The 13,775-nt window shown below is 70.9% G+C and carries 13 protein-coding genes; 4 read left to right on the top strand and 9 right to left on the bottom strand.

Annotated features, from left to right (window positions below):
• The first annotated feature begins 26 nt into the window (after positions 1-26).
• Positions 27-629 carry a DUF5317 family protein gene (locus JKJ07_RS44550; protein ID WP_202998133.1) on the top strand — a complete coding sequence of 201 codons (603 nt, stop codon included), beginning with the start codon at positions 27-29 and terminating at the stop codon, positions 627-629.
• A gap of 509 nt (positions 630-1,138) precedes the next feature.
• Here the strand turns inward: JKJ07_RS44550 and JKJ07_RS44545 are convergent.
• From JKJ07_RS44545 to JKJ07_RS44520, 6 genes are all read right to left on the bottom strand, one after another.
• Positions 1,139-1,348 carry a hypothetical protein gene (locus JKJ07_RS44545; RefSeq protein ID WP_202998132.1) on the bottom strand — a complete coding sequence of 70 codons (210 nt, stop codon included), beginning with the start codon at positions 1,346-1,348 and terminating at the stop codon, positions 1,139-1,141.
• 291 nt (positions 1,349-1,639) lie between these two features.
• Positions 1,640-2,242 carry a hypothetical protein gene (locus tag JKJ07_RS44540; protein ID WP_202998131.1) on the bottom strand — a complete coding sequence of 201 codons (603 nt, stop codon included), beginning with the start codon at positions 2,240-2,242 and terminating at the stop codon, positions 1,640-1,642.
• Between the two features lie 100 nt (positions 2,243-2,342).
• Complete coding sequence (locus tag JKJ07_RS44535; RefSeq protein ID WP_307834759.1) at positions 2,343-3,380, bottom strand: hypothetical protein; 1,038 nt, start codon at positions 3,378-3,380, stop codon at positions 2,343-2,345.
• On the bottom strand, positions 3,370-4,029 hold the full coding sequence (locus JKJ07_RS44530; RefSeq protein ID WP_202998130.1) for a sugar transferase: 660 nt from the start codon (positions 4,027-4,029) through the stop codon (positions 3,370-3,372). Before JKJ07_RS44530 ends, JKJ07_RS44535 begins: the two co-directional genes overlap by 11 nt.
• Positions 4,026-5,282, bottom strand: a complete 1,257-nt coding sequence (locus tag JKJ07_RS44525) for a nucleotide sugar dehydrogenase (RefSeq protein ID WP_202998129.1) — start codon at positions 5,280-5,282, stop codon at positions 4,026-4,028. The genes JKJ07_RS44530 and JKJ07_RS44525 overlap by 4 nt, the downstream gene beginning before the upstream one ends.
• A gap of 9 nt (positions 5,283-5,291) precedes the next feature.
• A complete protein-coding gene (locus JKJ07_RS44520) occupies positions 5,292-7,181 on the bottom strand; it encodes a nucleoside-diphosphate sugar epimerase/dehydratase (protein WP_202998128.1) in 1,890 nt (629 codons plus the stop codon).
• Between the two features lie 356 nt (positions 7,182-7,537).
• Here JKJ07_RS44520 and JKJ07_RS44515 point away from each other — a divergent pair, with 356 nt between their 5' ends.
• On the top strand, positions 7,538-8,602 hold the full coding sequence (locus tag JKJ07_RS44515; RefSeq protein WP_202998127.1) for a glycosyltransferase: 1,065 nt from the start codon (positions 7,538-7,540) through the stop codon (positions 8,600-8,602).
• 68 nt (positions 8,603-8,670) lie between these two features.
• On the opposite strand, the gene JKJ07_RS44510 is transcribed toward JKJ07_RS44515, so the two are convergent.
• From JKJ07_RS44510 to JKJ07_RS44500, 3 genes are all read right to left on the bottom strand, one after another.
• Entirely contained in the window at positions 8,671-9,243 is a 573-nt protein-coding gene (locus JKJ07_RS44510) for a VanZ family protein (protein WP_202998126.1), read from the bottom strand.
• Between the two features lie 17 nt (positions 9,244-9,260).
• Positions 9,261-9,866, bottom strand: a complete 606-nt coding sequence (locus JKJ07_RS44505) for a response regulator transcription factor (RefSeq protein WP_202998125.1) — start codon at positions 9,864-9,866, stop codon at positions 9,261-9,263.
• A gap of 313 nt (positions 9,867-10,179) precedes the next feature.
• Positions 10,180-11,499: an FUSC family protein gene (locus JKJ07_RS44500; protein ID WP_202998124.1), complete on the bottom strand. Its 1,320-nt coding sequence runs from the start codon at positions 11,497-11,499 to the stop codon at positions 10,180-10,182.
• Positions 11,500-11,652: 153 nt separating this feature from the next.
• Here JKJ07_RS44500 and JKJ07_RS44495 point away from each other — a divergent pair, with 153 nt between their 5' ends.
• Positions 11,653-12,099, top strand: a complete 447-nt coding sequence (locus tag JKJ07_RS44495) for a SigE family RNA polymerase sigma factor (protein WP_202998123.1) — start codon at positions 11,653-11,655, stop codon at positions 12,097-12,099.
• A gap of 131 nt (positions 12,100-12,230) precedes the next feature.
• Positions 12,231-13,712 (top strand): recombinase family protein, encoded by a 1,482-nt coding sequence (locus JKJ07_RS44490; protein WP_307834758.1) that lies wholly within the window; start codon positions 12,231-12,233, stop codon positions 13,710-13,712.
• The last annotated feature ends 63 nt before the right edge of the window (positions 13,713-13,775 follow it).

Below are 13,775 nucleotides of genomic sequence, written 5' to 3'. Positions count from 1 at the left end.
GGCTCGCAGCGCACTAGAAACAGGCCATGTCGTTCAGTTTCCTTCTGCTCACCGCCGCGCCGCCGATGGCCGGGGTGTTGCTGGGTTATCTGTGTGTCGGGCGCCTGTCCGGGTTCCGCACCGTGCGGATCCGGGCGCTCTGGCTGATCTGGCTCGCGGCCGCAGTGCAGTTCGCGCAATACTCCGCGCCCGGCGTCCGCCATCTCGTCGAGGACGTGGCCGGCATTCCGATGCTGGCGCTGGTCTTCGCGATCGTCTTCGCCTGGCTGGCCGTCAACCTGCGCCACTGGCCCGCCACGATCCGCCTGGCGGGCGTCGCGATCATCCTCGGCGCGACCATGAACGCCCTGGTCATCGGCTTGAACGACCGGATGCCGTACGACCCGGCGGCGGCCGCCGCGATCGGGAGCACGCCCGGCCTCGAAGGCCCGAAGAACGCACCGGCCGACACCGCCACCCGACTGGCTCCGCTCGGCGACATCATCCCGGTGCCCCTGGTCAACAAGATAGCGAGCCCCGGCGACGTTTTGATCGGCGGCGGCACCGTTGCCCTGGTGGCCCTGACGATGCGCAGAGCCCGCCGCGACCACGCGGCACCCGCACCGGCCGTCGTACCCGCCACCGCCTGACAAGGAGAAGCCCATGACCGCCCAACGCACCTGGCAACGCCTCACCCTGGCCGCCGGCACCGTGGCCAGCCTGGCCCTGCTGCTCTACACCATCGGCGCCCCGCACATCAGCCCCGGCTGACCCTTCGACTCTCGGGAGAACCGCGATGAACCGCACGTCCCTCCGGCAGCGCCTGATGCTCGCCGCCACCACCGTCGCCAGCCTGGCCCTGCTGCTCTACACCGCCGGCGCCCCGCATCTCAGCACCGGCTGACCGAACGACGAAGCGGGCGCACCGAAAGTGATCGGCGCGCCGCTGAGGTCGGCCGGCACCGAGCCCACGCTCCGCAGCCCGTGTCGATGGACCAGCAACCCGTTGCTTCGCGTCTGCCGGGCGCTCATAAGCCGATCACGCCAACGCGGCGCGGCTGATCCTTCAACCCCGCCGGACCGAGGCGCGCCTGGCACGGCCAGTCCTGTAGCCCCCGCCGGACCGAGGCCTGGCCGGCCCGGCGGGGTCGTCGGGGCTTTACCGCCACCGGCGGCGGTAGTCCCGGCGGGCCGAGCGGGACCACTGGCGGCGCAGGGCGGCTCGTGCCTCGCCGGGCCGGCCGAAGTCTCTGTTCCAGATGCGTCTGCGAGGTGCGGGAATCGGCCGGGGCTCCGGGAAGTCGAAGGCCGTCCGGCGCAGGATCCACGCGCCGTCCCAGCCGAGCGTCGGGGTCTCGATATTGATCAACGCTGGAGTACCTATCTGCTGCGACAGTTCCGTTGCTCACGAAAGGGTCCGCGCACGGCGTGCAGGCGAGTGACGAGCCGCGTGTCATGGCGGCACGCCGCACTCGGTCGGCCGGTGCGGACGTCGGTGCGCCGGGTGACCCCGGCGCGGCACGGTGGAAGGTCTCAGCGCAGATACAACGGCCTGCCCCTTCTTCGATGACTAGTGTCTCGAAGCTAGCAGCCCGCGCGGCCCGGATTCCACAGCGTTTTGCTCGTCCGCGCGGGCCCACTCACCCCAAGCCGGCTCAACTCAACATCCGCCGTCGGTGCCGTCCCGGGTCACAACGAGGGTGGCGACGGCCTCGTGGGGCGGCAGGTCCTTCGAGGCCCAGTACTGCCCTGCGGGGGCGGTGACCTTGTCCAGCAGGAATTCGGCCCAGGCATGGCTCACGAGGACCGCCGAGACCTCCACCGCGAAGCCCGCCTCGGTATCGCGACCGATCTCCTGGTGCGGCCCCTTCCAGCTGCCGTCCGCGGCTTTCTTGGCGGCGCCGTCCAGGTAGTAGTCGCCCGTCCCGACCTTCTTCTGTGCGTCCCAGGGGCGATTGAAGACCAGCAGATCAAACGCGGCGGGGTTCCAGTCGCCGGTGCCGTTGAAGGTGTTGCACAGGCCGACCCGGTGGTCGACGGTATCGAACCTGATCGGCGTTCTCGTCTCGGCCGACGGCGAGGCCGTCACGACCGGCTTGTCGCTCGCCTTGGGCTTTGTGATGAGGGTGTTGGTGAGGGTGACCACGCCGGCGATCACCGCCGCCGCGACGGTGCCCCAGAAGCCGATCTTCGCGGTCTTGTGAGCCGACTGCCGGTCGTCGGCGCCCTCGCCGGTCGGCTCGACCGTCGCCTTCTTGACCATGTCCGGGCCCTCTCGCCGCTGTGCCGATCCAAGGTACGACCGGCTCGGCCGGGCGGGAAGACCGTTCATCCGGACGTGGTGGCGGGAGCCGCTGGTGCAGCTATTTCAGCAGCGTGGCCATGCGGTGGACGTCGGCCGAGGTGCAGCGGTGGTCGACCGGGACCGTCAGGATGCGGGTGGCCAGGGCGGCCGCCTCGGGGTCGCCGCTCCAGAAGGCGTCGGTGGGCTGGCGCCAGTGGACCGGCGCATAGATGCCGTGCGCGGCCAGGTGGCGGAGCAGGTTGTCGCGAGCGGGCTCATCGGGGCAGAGCAGCTGCACTCGGAAAGGCGCCGCGCCGCGGGGGAAGGCGCCGGGGGTGGCGAGCAACAGGTGGCTAGGCAGCAGGACCTCGAGGGCGCGGGCGTTGCGGGTGGCGGCGGCGCGCAGGCCGGCGATGTCGAGGGCGGGCAGGACGGCCGCGGTGAAGGCGCTCGGCGGGGCTTCGCTGCCCAGCAGTGCCTGTTCGCCCTGTTGCTGCAGCGTGCGGAACGCGTCCTTGGCCACCGGGTGACCGTCGAGCCAGGCCGCCTTGAGCACCATGGCGGCCAGCTTCAAGTCACTGCCCGGTGCGGCACCAGAAGCCGGCGAGGGCAGGTCGAGGCCGCGGGGCGACCAGAGCAGGCCGCCGTCGGGGACGGGCAGGGTCTTGCGGAGCGACGCTACGGCGTACGGGGCCGTGCTGGTTTTGGCCCAAGGGCCGAAGGGGTCGTGCGAATGGTCCTCGATGACGGTGACGCCGGGGTGTGCGGCGATCCAGTCGCGCCAGACCGTGCCGTCCTCGCGGCCGAACAGGTTCTGCGCCAGCACCACGTCGCCGGGGCGGGTCCGCAGCGTCTCCAAGGAAAGGCCGCCGGGACGGTGGTGATACCAGGCGAGCGGCACGTGGGCGCTCAACGCCTCGGCCACGCCCAGGCAGAAGAACGACGGCACGTGCAAGCGGCCGGCCGGGGCGAGCCGGCGGAGCAGGGCGGTCAGCGCCCCGCAGCCGGTGGCGTACAGGGAATGAACCGGCGGGAGGTGGCCGTCCTGCGCGACGTTGAGCAGGACGGCCGGGTCCCAGTGGAACTCCGAGCCGATCTCCCGGGATTCAGGCAGCACGGCGGGCTTCCGCGGCCGGCTGCGCCGAAGGGTCCTGGGCGCGGGCGATGTTGAGCGTGTCGACGTGCACCGGCGGCTCGCCGCGGCGCAGGTCGGTGAAGGTGCGCGCGATGATGCGCAGGTCGAGCAGCGGCGACCAGTGGTCGACGTACCAGCGGTCGAGGATGAACCGCTGCGGCCAGTCGATGTCGTCGCGCCCGTTGACCTGGGCCCAGCCGGTGATGCCGGGCTTGACCTCGAGGCGCCGGGCGTCCAGCGGCGAATAGTTGGCCACCTGCGGCAGCACGTCGGGGCGGGGACCGACCAGCAGCATCTGCCCGGCCAGCACGTTGATCAGCTGGGGCAGCTCGTCGAGGCTGGTGCGGCGCAGGAACCGGCCGCACGCGGTGATCCGGGGGTCGTTCTCGACCAGGCCGTACGGGTCGTGGATGCCCAGCTGCGAGCTCAGCGCGACCGAGTTGTGCACCATCGAGCGGAACTTGAGCATCCGGAACGGCTTGCCGCGCAGTCCCGCGCGGTCCTGCACGAACAGGATGCCGGGGCCGTCGGCGACGCGGATCCACAGCGCGACGGCGAGCAAAACCGGGGACAGCAGGATGAGGGCGACGGCGGCGACCAGTTGGTTGAGCAGACCCCAGAGCGGTTTCACATCGTCTCCACGTTCTCTCCGGTGAGGCGGCGGCGGGTGTCCAGCACGTACGCGGCGTGCTCGACGACCAGGTCGAGGTCGAAGACGTCGTGGTCGGCCAGCAGCACGACGGCGTCGGCCGCGGCGACCTGGTCGGCCGTCAGGGTGACCCGCGTGACCCGGCGATCGACCTGCGCGTCCTCGACGACGTGGGGATCGGCAGCCCGTACGTCGGCCCCCATGTCGAGCAGCAGCGAGGCGACCCGGCGCGCGGGCGACTCACGGGCGTCGCCGCTGTTCTTCTTGTAGGCGAGGCCGAGCAGCAGCACGGTCGAGCCGTTGACCGCCTTGCGCCGCTCGTTCAGCGCCGCGACGAGACGCCGTACGACGTAGTCGGGCATGTGGTTGTTGATGTCGTTGGCCAGCTCGACGAAGCGGAAGCTCTGCCCGAGCGTCCGCTGCACCCGCCACGACAGGTAGGACGGGTCGATCGGCAGGCAGTGCCCGCCGACCCCGGGCCCGGGCACGAACCGCAGATAGCCGAACGGCTTGGAGGACGCGGCGTCGATCGCCTCCCAGACGTCGATGCCGAGGGCGTGCGCGAACACGGCCAGCTCGTTGACGAGCGCGATGTTGACGTGCCGGAACGTGTTCTCGAGCAGCTTGGCCAGCTCGGCCGTCTGGCAGTCGCCGACCGGCACGGTCTTGGCCACCACCGAGCTGTAGAAGGCGTCGATCCGTTCCAGCGACGCCGGGTTGATGCCCGAGACCACCTTGGGCGTCGTCTCCAGCGTCCATTCGCGGTTGCCGGGGTCGATGCGCTCGGGGCTGTAGCCGAGGTAGAAGTCGGCGCCGGCGATCAGCCCGGAACCCTCCTCGAGCAGCGGGGCGACCAGGTCGGTGGTGGTGCCCGGATAGGTCGTCGACTCGAGCGCCACGGTCGCGCCGGGCCGCAGGTAGCGAGCCAGCGTGCGGGCCGACTCCTCGATGTATTTGAGGTCGGGGGTGCCCTCGCGCAGCGGCGTGGGCACGGCGATGACCGCGATGTCGAAGCCCGCGCAGGACCGTGGATCGGCCGACGGGCAGAACGTTCCGGCGTCGAGCAGCTCGCGCAGGTCGGCCGAGGCGACGTCGTCCACGTAGGACTCCCCCGCGGCCAGCCGCTTGATCCGCTCGTCGTCGACGTCGAAGCCGACGACCGTGTGACCGACCCGGGCGGCGCGGACGGCCAGCGGCAGCCCCACGTATCCCTGACCGACGATGACGACCCGCATGTGGGCTCCTTAGCTGGCTTTCAGGTATTGACGGGCGACGGAGAGGGCCGGGCTCTCGGCGAGCCAGCGCATGACCGCGATCAGCTCGGGCCGGGTGGCGGTCGGGTCGAGCAGGGAGAGCGCGGCCCCGTCGAGCGGCGGCACCGGCACCTGCGAGATGAGCGGATGGTTCGGGCGGCGGTCGTGCTCGCGCTCGCCGAACAGGCTCTCGTGCATCTTCTCGCCGGGCCGAAGTCCGGTGTAGACGATCGACACGTGCCGCTCGGCGGCGTCGGCCAGGCGGCGGGCCACGTCGGCGATGCGGACCGGCTCGCCCATGTCGAGCACCAGCACCTCGCCGTTGCTCTCGAGCGCACCGGCCTGCACGACCAGGCGTACGGCCTCCTGGACGGTCATGAAGAACCGGGACACCTCGGGGTGCGTGACCGTGATCGGCCCGCCCGCCTCGACCTGGGCCGCGAACGCGGTGAGGACCGAGCCGCGGCTGCCGAGCACGTTGCCGAAGCGGACACTGCAGTACGTGCCGCGGCCGGACTCGTCGGCGGCGGCGGTCAGGCGTTCGGTGATGCGCTTGGAGTAGCCGAGGACGCTGCCCGGGTCGGCGGCCTTGTCGGTGGAGATGTTGACCAGCCGCTCGACGCCGTGCCGGAGCGCGGTCTGCAGGATCTGGTACGTCCCGAGGATGTTGGTCTTGAGCGCCTCGGACGGGTGCATCTCGAGCAGTGGCAGGTGTTTGAGGGCGGCCGCGTGAAACACCACCTGCGGCCGGTGCTCGGCGAAGACCTCGTCGAGCCGCTGCTGGTCGCGGATGTCGGCGACCACGAGGTTGCGGTCGTCGAGCAGGCCCCGGCCGTCCATCGAGAGCTGTACGGCGTGCAGCCCGGACTCGTCGCGGTCGAGCATCACCAGGGCCGCCGGCTCGAACCGGACGAGCTGGCGGCACAGCTCCGAGCCGATCGAGCCGCCCGCGCCGGTGACGAGCACCCGCTTGCCGGTCAGATAGCCGGCGATGGCCCGCAGGTCGAGGCCGATCTCGCGGCGGCCCAGCAGGTCGGCGTGGCTGACCGGGCGGATGTCGTCGACGCTGACCGTGCGGCCGAACAGCTCGACGACCGGCGGCACGACCTTGACCTCGACGTCGGTCGGGCGGGCGAGGTCGGTCAGCTCGCGGACGAGGTCGGCGCCGGCGCTCGGGATGGCGATCAGCACGATGTCGGCCTCGTATCGGCTGACCACCGAGGCCATCGCGTGCCGGTCGCCGGCCACGGGCACGCCCATCACGCGCAGGGTGCGCTTGGCCGGGTCGTCGTCGAGCAGGGCGACCGGCACGTACGGGCTGCCGGGGTTGCGCAGCATGGCCCGGACGACCTGGGCCGCGCCCTCGCCCGCGCCCATCACGACCACGCGGCCGCCGTGCACGGGTGAGGGCCGCAGGCGCTGGTCGCGGGCGACGCGTACGGCGTAACGCACCCCGGCCGCGAGAACGAGGCCGATCAGGCCGGCCGCGATGATGGCCGACCGCGGCACCAGCCGGCCGAGCAACGTGTCCAGGACGAACAGCACCGGCGTGGTGACCGCCGCGGTCTTGGCCAGCGCCGCGATCTCCTCGAAGCACCCGTACGCCCACCGGCCGGTGTAGAGCCCGAAGCGGATCCCGACGAGCGTGTGCACGACGGCCGCCACCGCCGCCAGGGCCAGCACCTCGTTGAGGTGGGACTCGGCCAGGTCGCCGTCGTGGCGCAGCACGGTGGCGATGGCCAGCGCGAGCCCGAGGGCCAGCGCGTCGACGGCGGCCCGGGCGGCACGGCCCGGAAGAATCGTGCCCAGCCGGCGCGAGCCCGGCCATCGACCCCCCGGTTCGTCGGTCTCCGCGCGGGGCGCCGCACTGCGTACCTGCATGAATTCCTCCTGCCGGGAAGGTTCTTCACAAGGCAAGGAAAAGGCGCCCGGTAATATCAATCACCGCGGCCGGGAATGTGATCCGCACGCTTTCTTCGCCTGCGTTCCGAGCGTGCCAGGAGGGGCCGGGTGAATACAGTGGCAATTGTCATGCGCGATGCGAGGATCACTCATGTTTCGCATGACACCGCACGTGGCCAGGCAAGTTATGATCGAGCAGCCATTCACAAAACGTGAAAGTCTCTCTACTTAGGCATGACATTTGCGACTGTCATTCATACCCCGACCCCTGCGAACGTCCATTCTGCGGTGCACGCAATCGAAGTGTCGACAATGCGATAGCGGGGTAGTCAGAAATGGCCGTTCGGGTGCTGCATGTGATCAGCGCCCGGGCCGGCGACGGCGCCGAGCATCAGCTGCGACTGCTGATCCGCCACCTGCCGCAGCAGAGCGAGGTGGTCACCCTGTCGCCGCCCGGGCCGGTGCTGGCCGGGCTGCGGGCCAGCGGCACGGCCGTGCACGAGATCGTCAGCAGCCGCGACCTCGACCTCGGCGCGATCGTCCGGCTGCGCCGGCTGGCCCGGCGCGGCGGCTTCGACGTGGTGCACACCCACCTGTTCCGGGCGAGCGTGCAGGGCCGGCTGGCCGCCTGGCTGGCCGGGACGGCGCAGGTCGTGGCGACGGAATATCACCTCGACGAGGGCCGCCGGACGGTACTGGCCCACCGGGGCCGGGGCCGGTTCACGATCGCCGTGTCCGCGCTCATCGCCGAGCGGCTGCGCCGGTGGGGCGTGCCCGGCAACCGGCTGACGGTGATCCCCAAGGCGCTCGACCCCGGCGAGTTCGGCTTCGACGAGGCGCTGCGGGCCAAGGTCCGGGCCCGGCTCGGCATCGCGCCCGGCACCCCGGTGATCGGCGGGCTGGGCCGGCTCGAGCCCCGCAAACGGTTCGACGTGCTGATCCGGGCCGTGGCCGAGGTGCCCGGGGCGGTGCTGCTGCTGGTCGGCGACGGCTCGGCCCGGCGCGGGCTGGAACGGCTGGCGGCGATCGAGGGCGTGGCCGACCGGGTGCTGTTCGCCGGGCCGGTGCGGCACGCGCGCGCGATGCTCTGCGCCATGGACGTCTTCGCCTCGCCCGGCCGCGAGACGTTCGGGCTGGTGGTGCTGGAGGCGATCGCGGCCGGGCTGCCGGCCCTGTACGCGACGTGCGAGCCCCTGGAGGACAAGGCCGTCGAGGGCGCCCAGCGGCTCACCCCGCACGACCCGGAGTCGCTGCCCCGCAAGCTGCGGGCCGAGGTGCTCTGCCTGGCCGAACGGGCGGGCGGGCGGCTCGAGCCCCGATCGGCCGGCGACCGGTACGACGCGGAGCGGATGGCGGCCGAGGTCGGCGACCTCTACGAGCGGGTGATCGGCTCAACCTGAGCGGCCGAGGTCGGCGACCTCTACGAGCGGGTGATCGGCTCAACCTGAGCGGCCGAGGCCGGCGACCTCTACGAGCGGGTGATCGGATCGGGCTCTTCCGCCTGACCGGTCATGGCCCAGCGATCCAGTGCGTGCGACACGGCCGGCCCCTGGATGATCAGCCAGCCCAGCCAGGCGCCGAGCGTGTTGGCCATCAAATCGTTCACGTCGGCCCAGCGGTCGCCGTGCAGAAAGACGAGGAGCAGCGCCTGGATCGTCTCGATCGACAGGCTGAGCAGGAAGCCGGTCAGCACCACCCGGCGGCGGTCGCGCACCCCGGCCACCACGCGCAGCGCCGCCGCCAGGGGCAGCAGCATGATGGCGTTGAGGATGAAGTCGTCGACCCGCATGTCGAGGAACGGGACGAGCAGAAAGCGGAAGAGCTCGGGGCCACCCGCCTCGGGCCCCCAGGCGATGTCGAGCGGCAGCATGGTCGCGCCGAGCACGGCCACCGCATACCACCCGGCGGCCCAGGCCGCGACGAGCCGGCCCGGAGCCAGCGCGCGCCGGCGGTGCAGCACGACGGCCGCGACCACCATGAGCGCCGTTCCGAGCGGGATCAGCACCGGGAGCGCGGGAACCTCGAGTTGACCGGACGGCACCGCACCAACGGTACCTATCAGCGGAGCCAGCCGTCCTTGCGCGCGATCCGGATCGCGTCGAGCCGGTTGCGGGCGCCGGTCTTCGCGATGATCGCCGACAGGTAGTTGCGCACCGTGCCGCCCGACAGGAACAGCTTGCGCGCGATCTCCTTGACCGGCTCGCCCTCGGCGGCCAGGCCCAGCACCTCGAGCTCGCGCGTGGTCAGCCCCTTGTCGGTGAGCAGCGAGGCCGTCTGCAGCCGGGCCGACACCACCCGCTCGCCGCCCGCGAGCCGGCGCACCGAGTCGGCCAGCAGGTTGGCCGAGGCGTCCTTGGGCAGGAAGTTGAGCGGGCCGGAGCGATGTCGCGGCGGCAGCATGCCCCGCTTGTTCGGATCGCACAGCAGCAGCAGCGCGCAGGAGGGGTTGGCCGAGCGCACCGCGTTGGCCACGGGCAGCACCTGGCTCACCATGTATTCCGTGTCGATCACGATCACGGAGGGCCACATCTCGGACGCCACCTGCGGCAAGTCGTTGCCGAAGGGGAGCGTGCCGATGAAATGCATGTCGGGGTTCGACTCGAGCAGGGCACGGACGGGGACGCCGAAATATCCCTCGTCTCTGGCCACCGCAACCCGGATCACCACATCACCTCGCCGATGGACGCCAGCACCCGTGCCCGGACCGTGATCCGGCAGGCACCCCGGAAAGCTTTTTTCCTGTGTACTCCTGCTTGTCTATTCGTCGTGCTCGCGTCGGCGGATGGGCGGACGGGACGAAGAATTTTCGATCCAGCCAGCTCATGACACGCTTGTGCCACCGGTCACACGCGCCCCGGCGCCTCCTCACCGTAACGTCTCCGTCACATTGGGGCGACAGGGCTGTCCGATCAAATGACCCAAGTACACCGGATCTCCTGAGCGGGCCCCCGGAAATCAGCCCGTAACGCCGTCCAAATCAGACGGACGTCTCCTCGCGGCGGCGGTCCCAGAGGCGGCGGACGGCGGGCAGCACCTCGGAGACCGCCGGGATGCCCGGTTCCGGTGCGGTTTCCCCGACCGCGAGGGCCGGCGCCGACCCGGCCAGCGAGCCGGCCATCCGGTCGACGTCGTTCATGATCGAGCCGGTGAGCACCAGCACGCCGGTGTCGGCGAGCTCGCTGCGCACGGTCCGCAGCGTCCGGCGCGGCGCCTCGCGCAGATCGGCCAGCAGGTCGTCGAGATGACCGGCGTCCTTCGTGACGTCGGTATCGGATTCCGACACCAGATCGGCGTGCGCGGCGAACGCCTCGGCCGCGGTGGTGAGCACATGACCGATCTGCTCGGGCACGCCGGCGGTCATCGGGGTCGCGATCGCGTCGAACATCGACCGGGCCACCGAGTTGACCTGGTCCACACCGTGCTCCAGGGCCCGCAGCGTCTGCTGCAGCGGCACCACGTGGGCCACCGGCGTCGTCAGCGACCAGCGGGCCTGCTTGCTCAGGTCGTCGACCGCGGTGACCGCGTCGGCCAGGTCCTCGCCCAACCCGCGGGAACGGGCCAGCCACTCGGCGGCCGCCTCGCGGGTGTAGCCGCCGCGGGCGCCGGCGCCCAGGTCGCCCAGCAGCAGCGCGATCTCGGCCGAGAGGTGGGCGAGCTTCTGCCGGGCCCGTTCGAGCGGCGTCTCCCCGCCGACCAGCGGCGACAGGATCGCGCCGACGACGATACCGAGGGCGGTCGCCGCCACCCGCTGCCACATGAGGGCCTCGGTGATCGAGCTGCCGGCGACCAGGATGCCCAGCGACGTCGCCGGCACCGCGACCGCGCCGTCACCGAGCCGCAGCAGCCGCCCGGCGGCCAGGCCACAGCCCGCGATCACCGCGACCGACCACCAGTGCAGGCCGAAGAAGTGCCACACGCCGACCGCCACCCCGATCGCGGCGACCGTGGCCAGCAGCCGCCGCGCGCCCTCGCGGACCGAGGCGTGCGAGCTGATCTGGACGGACAGGGTGGCGGAGATCGCCGCAATCACGGGGCCGGCCAGGTGCAGCAGTCCGGCCGCGGACCAGGCCAGGCCCGCGGCCACGGCGGAGACGAGGACGGTCCGGGCGGCGGCGCCGTCGATCCGGTCGAGGCACCAGCGGGCCAGGCGGCGTACGCGCTCGGGCAGATGGGGCTGCACGCGCGCATGCATCGCGTGGTAACCGGAGTGGACAGCGGGACGGACCGTGCGACGCAGCAGCGTTGCGATCAGGGCGCACAGGGCGAGGCCCCCGGCGACGACAAGCCACTCCAGCAACGTTCTGTCTTTCTCTCATCACCCTCTGTTAGATCCGGTTCTCAAGTTAGTCCTGACCGAGGCGCTACATGGTGATATGAGACGAATGTGATGGGGGTCGCGCGCCCTAGAATCGCAGTCAACCTTTTGAGTGCGGGGCGGCGTTAGCTTCACATGTCATCACATGCACCGCCGGACGACGGCTTCCGCGCCTTCGTCGAGCTGCACTGGGCGCCGCTCGTGCGGCTCGCCTATCTGCTGACCGGCGATCGCGGTTACGCCGAGGATCTCGTCCAGGCGGCCCTGGAGAAGACCCACCGCAAGTGGGGACGCGTCGCGCGGATGGAGGCGCCGGTCGCCTACGTCCGCAAGGCCATGGTCAACACCGCGACGTCGTGGCGACGCCGGCGCCGGGTCAGCGAGGTCCCGCTGCTGAGCACCGACGGCCCGAGCCCCGACCCGTACGGCTCGGTCGAGCACCGCCAGCAGGTCGTGGCCGCGCTGCGCACCCTGCCCCCACGCATGCGGGCGGTGCTGGTGCTGCGCTACTTCGGCGACCTGAGCGAGACCGAGGTCGCCGAGACGCTCGGCTGCTCGGTCGGCACTCCCAAGGGTCGTTAACAGCTAAATTTGACACTAATCGATAGGCGGTGTGATCGGAAGGACTTCGATCGATGGTACGGCGGACAGGACAGATGCGGGGTGCGACGCGGTTCGACACCAAGGCTGCGCTGCTGGCCGGTGGTGCCGAGGTGCGGGCGTTGCGGTATCAACGGGCCAGCCAGGACAAGAAGGAACAGGGCAAGAGCGTTCACGACCAGGGCGTACTGAACGCGAAGGAGATCACCTCGCACGGTTGGTCGGACGCGGGGTCGTTCACCGACAACGACCGGTCGGCGTCGCGGCATGCGACCAAGGGCCGGCCGGAGTTCGAGTTGCTGATCGAGGCCGTCCGCTCCGGCAAGGGCGACGTGCTCGTGATCTGGGAGATGGCCCGCAAGGAACGCGACCTCGCGGTCTACGTCCAGATCCGGGACATGTGCGTCGAGGCTGGCATGTACTTCTGGCTGGTCGGCGGCGTGCTGTTCGACCTACGCGACAAGAACGACCGGATGATGCTCGGCTTCCAGGCCGTGCAGGCCGAGTGGATGGCCGACTCGATCCGCGACAACGTGTTACGCGGGATCGTCGGCGCAGCCGAAGCCGGACGCCCACACGGGAAGATCACCTACGGGTACCGGCGGATCTACCACAGCCGGACCCGGGCGCTGGAGCGACAGGAAGCCGACGAGGAGATCCGCCAGGCGACGGCGGCCGATGGCACGGCCTCCGATTACACCCGCGCGGGAGTCGTACGGGAGATCTTCGACAAGGTGACCGGCGGAACCCCGCTGATCACCATCGAGAACGACTTGAACGCCCGCGGCGTGCCGTCCCCGGCGGAGACAACATGGCGGCGCGGGGTGATCCGCAAAATGGTGCTCAACCCGGCCTACATCGGCAAGCGCGTCCTGCGCGGAGAGATCGTCGGGGACGGCGTCTGGGACGGCCTCGTGGACGCCGACGTGTATTGGGCGGCCGTCCGCCTGCTGAAGGACCCGTCCCGGACGACCACCCGTTCCGGCCGGGCCGTACATCTGCTGTCCTACATCGTCCTGTGCGACGTCTGCGGCGGGCCGACATCCCGGAACACCGCCACACGGCGCGGCTGGACCAGCGAACTGTATGCATGCCTGAAGAAGAAGTGCGCGGCGGTACCGATGGAGGTGCTGGACGAGTACGTGCAGCGGGTTGTAGTGGCGTGGCTGTCACGCCCGGACATCTACGACCTGCTGACCGCACAGACCGCCACCGACGCGGACGTCGCGCACGCGCACGCCGAGGCGGACCGACTGCGCGGCGACTTGGAGGACTGGCGCAAGCTCGCCGAGACCGGCCAGGTCACCCCGATCTCGTTCGCGCGGGCGGAGAAGGGCCTGTTGGAGCAGATCGCCGCACACGATGCACGCGCCGCCGAAGCGGGCATCCCACCGGTGCTGCGCGGCCGGATCGGAGAACAGGCCGTGCAGGCGTGGGCTGAGCTCGGCGACGAGGTAGCGGTGAAGCGCGACATCATCCGCACCGTGGCCGACATTCGCCTGAAGCCCGCCGGGAAGGGCAGCCGCCGCCCGTTCGGGCGGCACCGTCTTGATTGGCGGTGGAAGTTCGGGCCAGAGTACGACGCGGCAGCGTGACACGCCGCTCCAGGACCAGTCGAGCCGTCGGATCGGTGCGACACGATGATGTGCCGCCCTGAA

It is taken from the genome of Paractinoplanes lichenicola, from assembly GCF_016785085.1.
GTDB lineage: Bacteria > Actinomycetota > Actinomycetes > Mycobacteriales > Micromonosporaceae > Actinoplanes > Actinoplanes lichenicola.
Note: the sequence above shows the minus strand (reverse complement) of the source record. Positions and strands in the feature narration are given on the sequence as shown.

Coding starts and splice junctions, on each gene's coding strand:
- JKJ07_RS44550 (WP_202998133.1), top strand. CDS start 27: ATGTCGTTCAGTTTCCTTCTGCTCACCGCCGCGCCGCCGATGGCCGGG.
- JKJ07_RS44540 (WP_202998131.1), bottom strand. CDS start 2,242: ATGGTCAAGAAGGCGACGGTCGAGCCGACCGGCGAGGGCGCCGACGAC.
- JKJ07_RS44525 (WP_202998129.1), bottom strand. CDS start 5,282: ATGCGGGTCGTCATCGTCGGTCAGGGATACGTGGGGCTGCCGCTGGCC.
- JKJ07_RS44520 (WP_202998128.1), bottom strand. CDS start 7,181: ATGCAGGTACGCAGTGCGGCGCCCCGCGCGGAGACCGACGAACCGGGG.
- JKJ07_RS44515 (WP_202998127.1), top strand. CDS start 7,538: ATGGCCGTTCGGGTGCTGCATGTGATCAGCGCCCGGGCCGGCGACGGC.
- JKJ07_RS44495 (WP_202998123.1), top strand. CDS start 11,653: ATGTCATCACATGCACCGCCGGACGACGGCTTCCGCGCCTTCGTCGAG.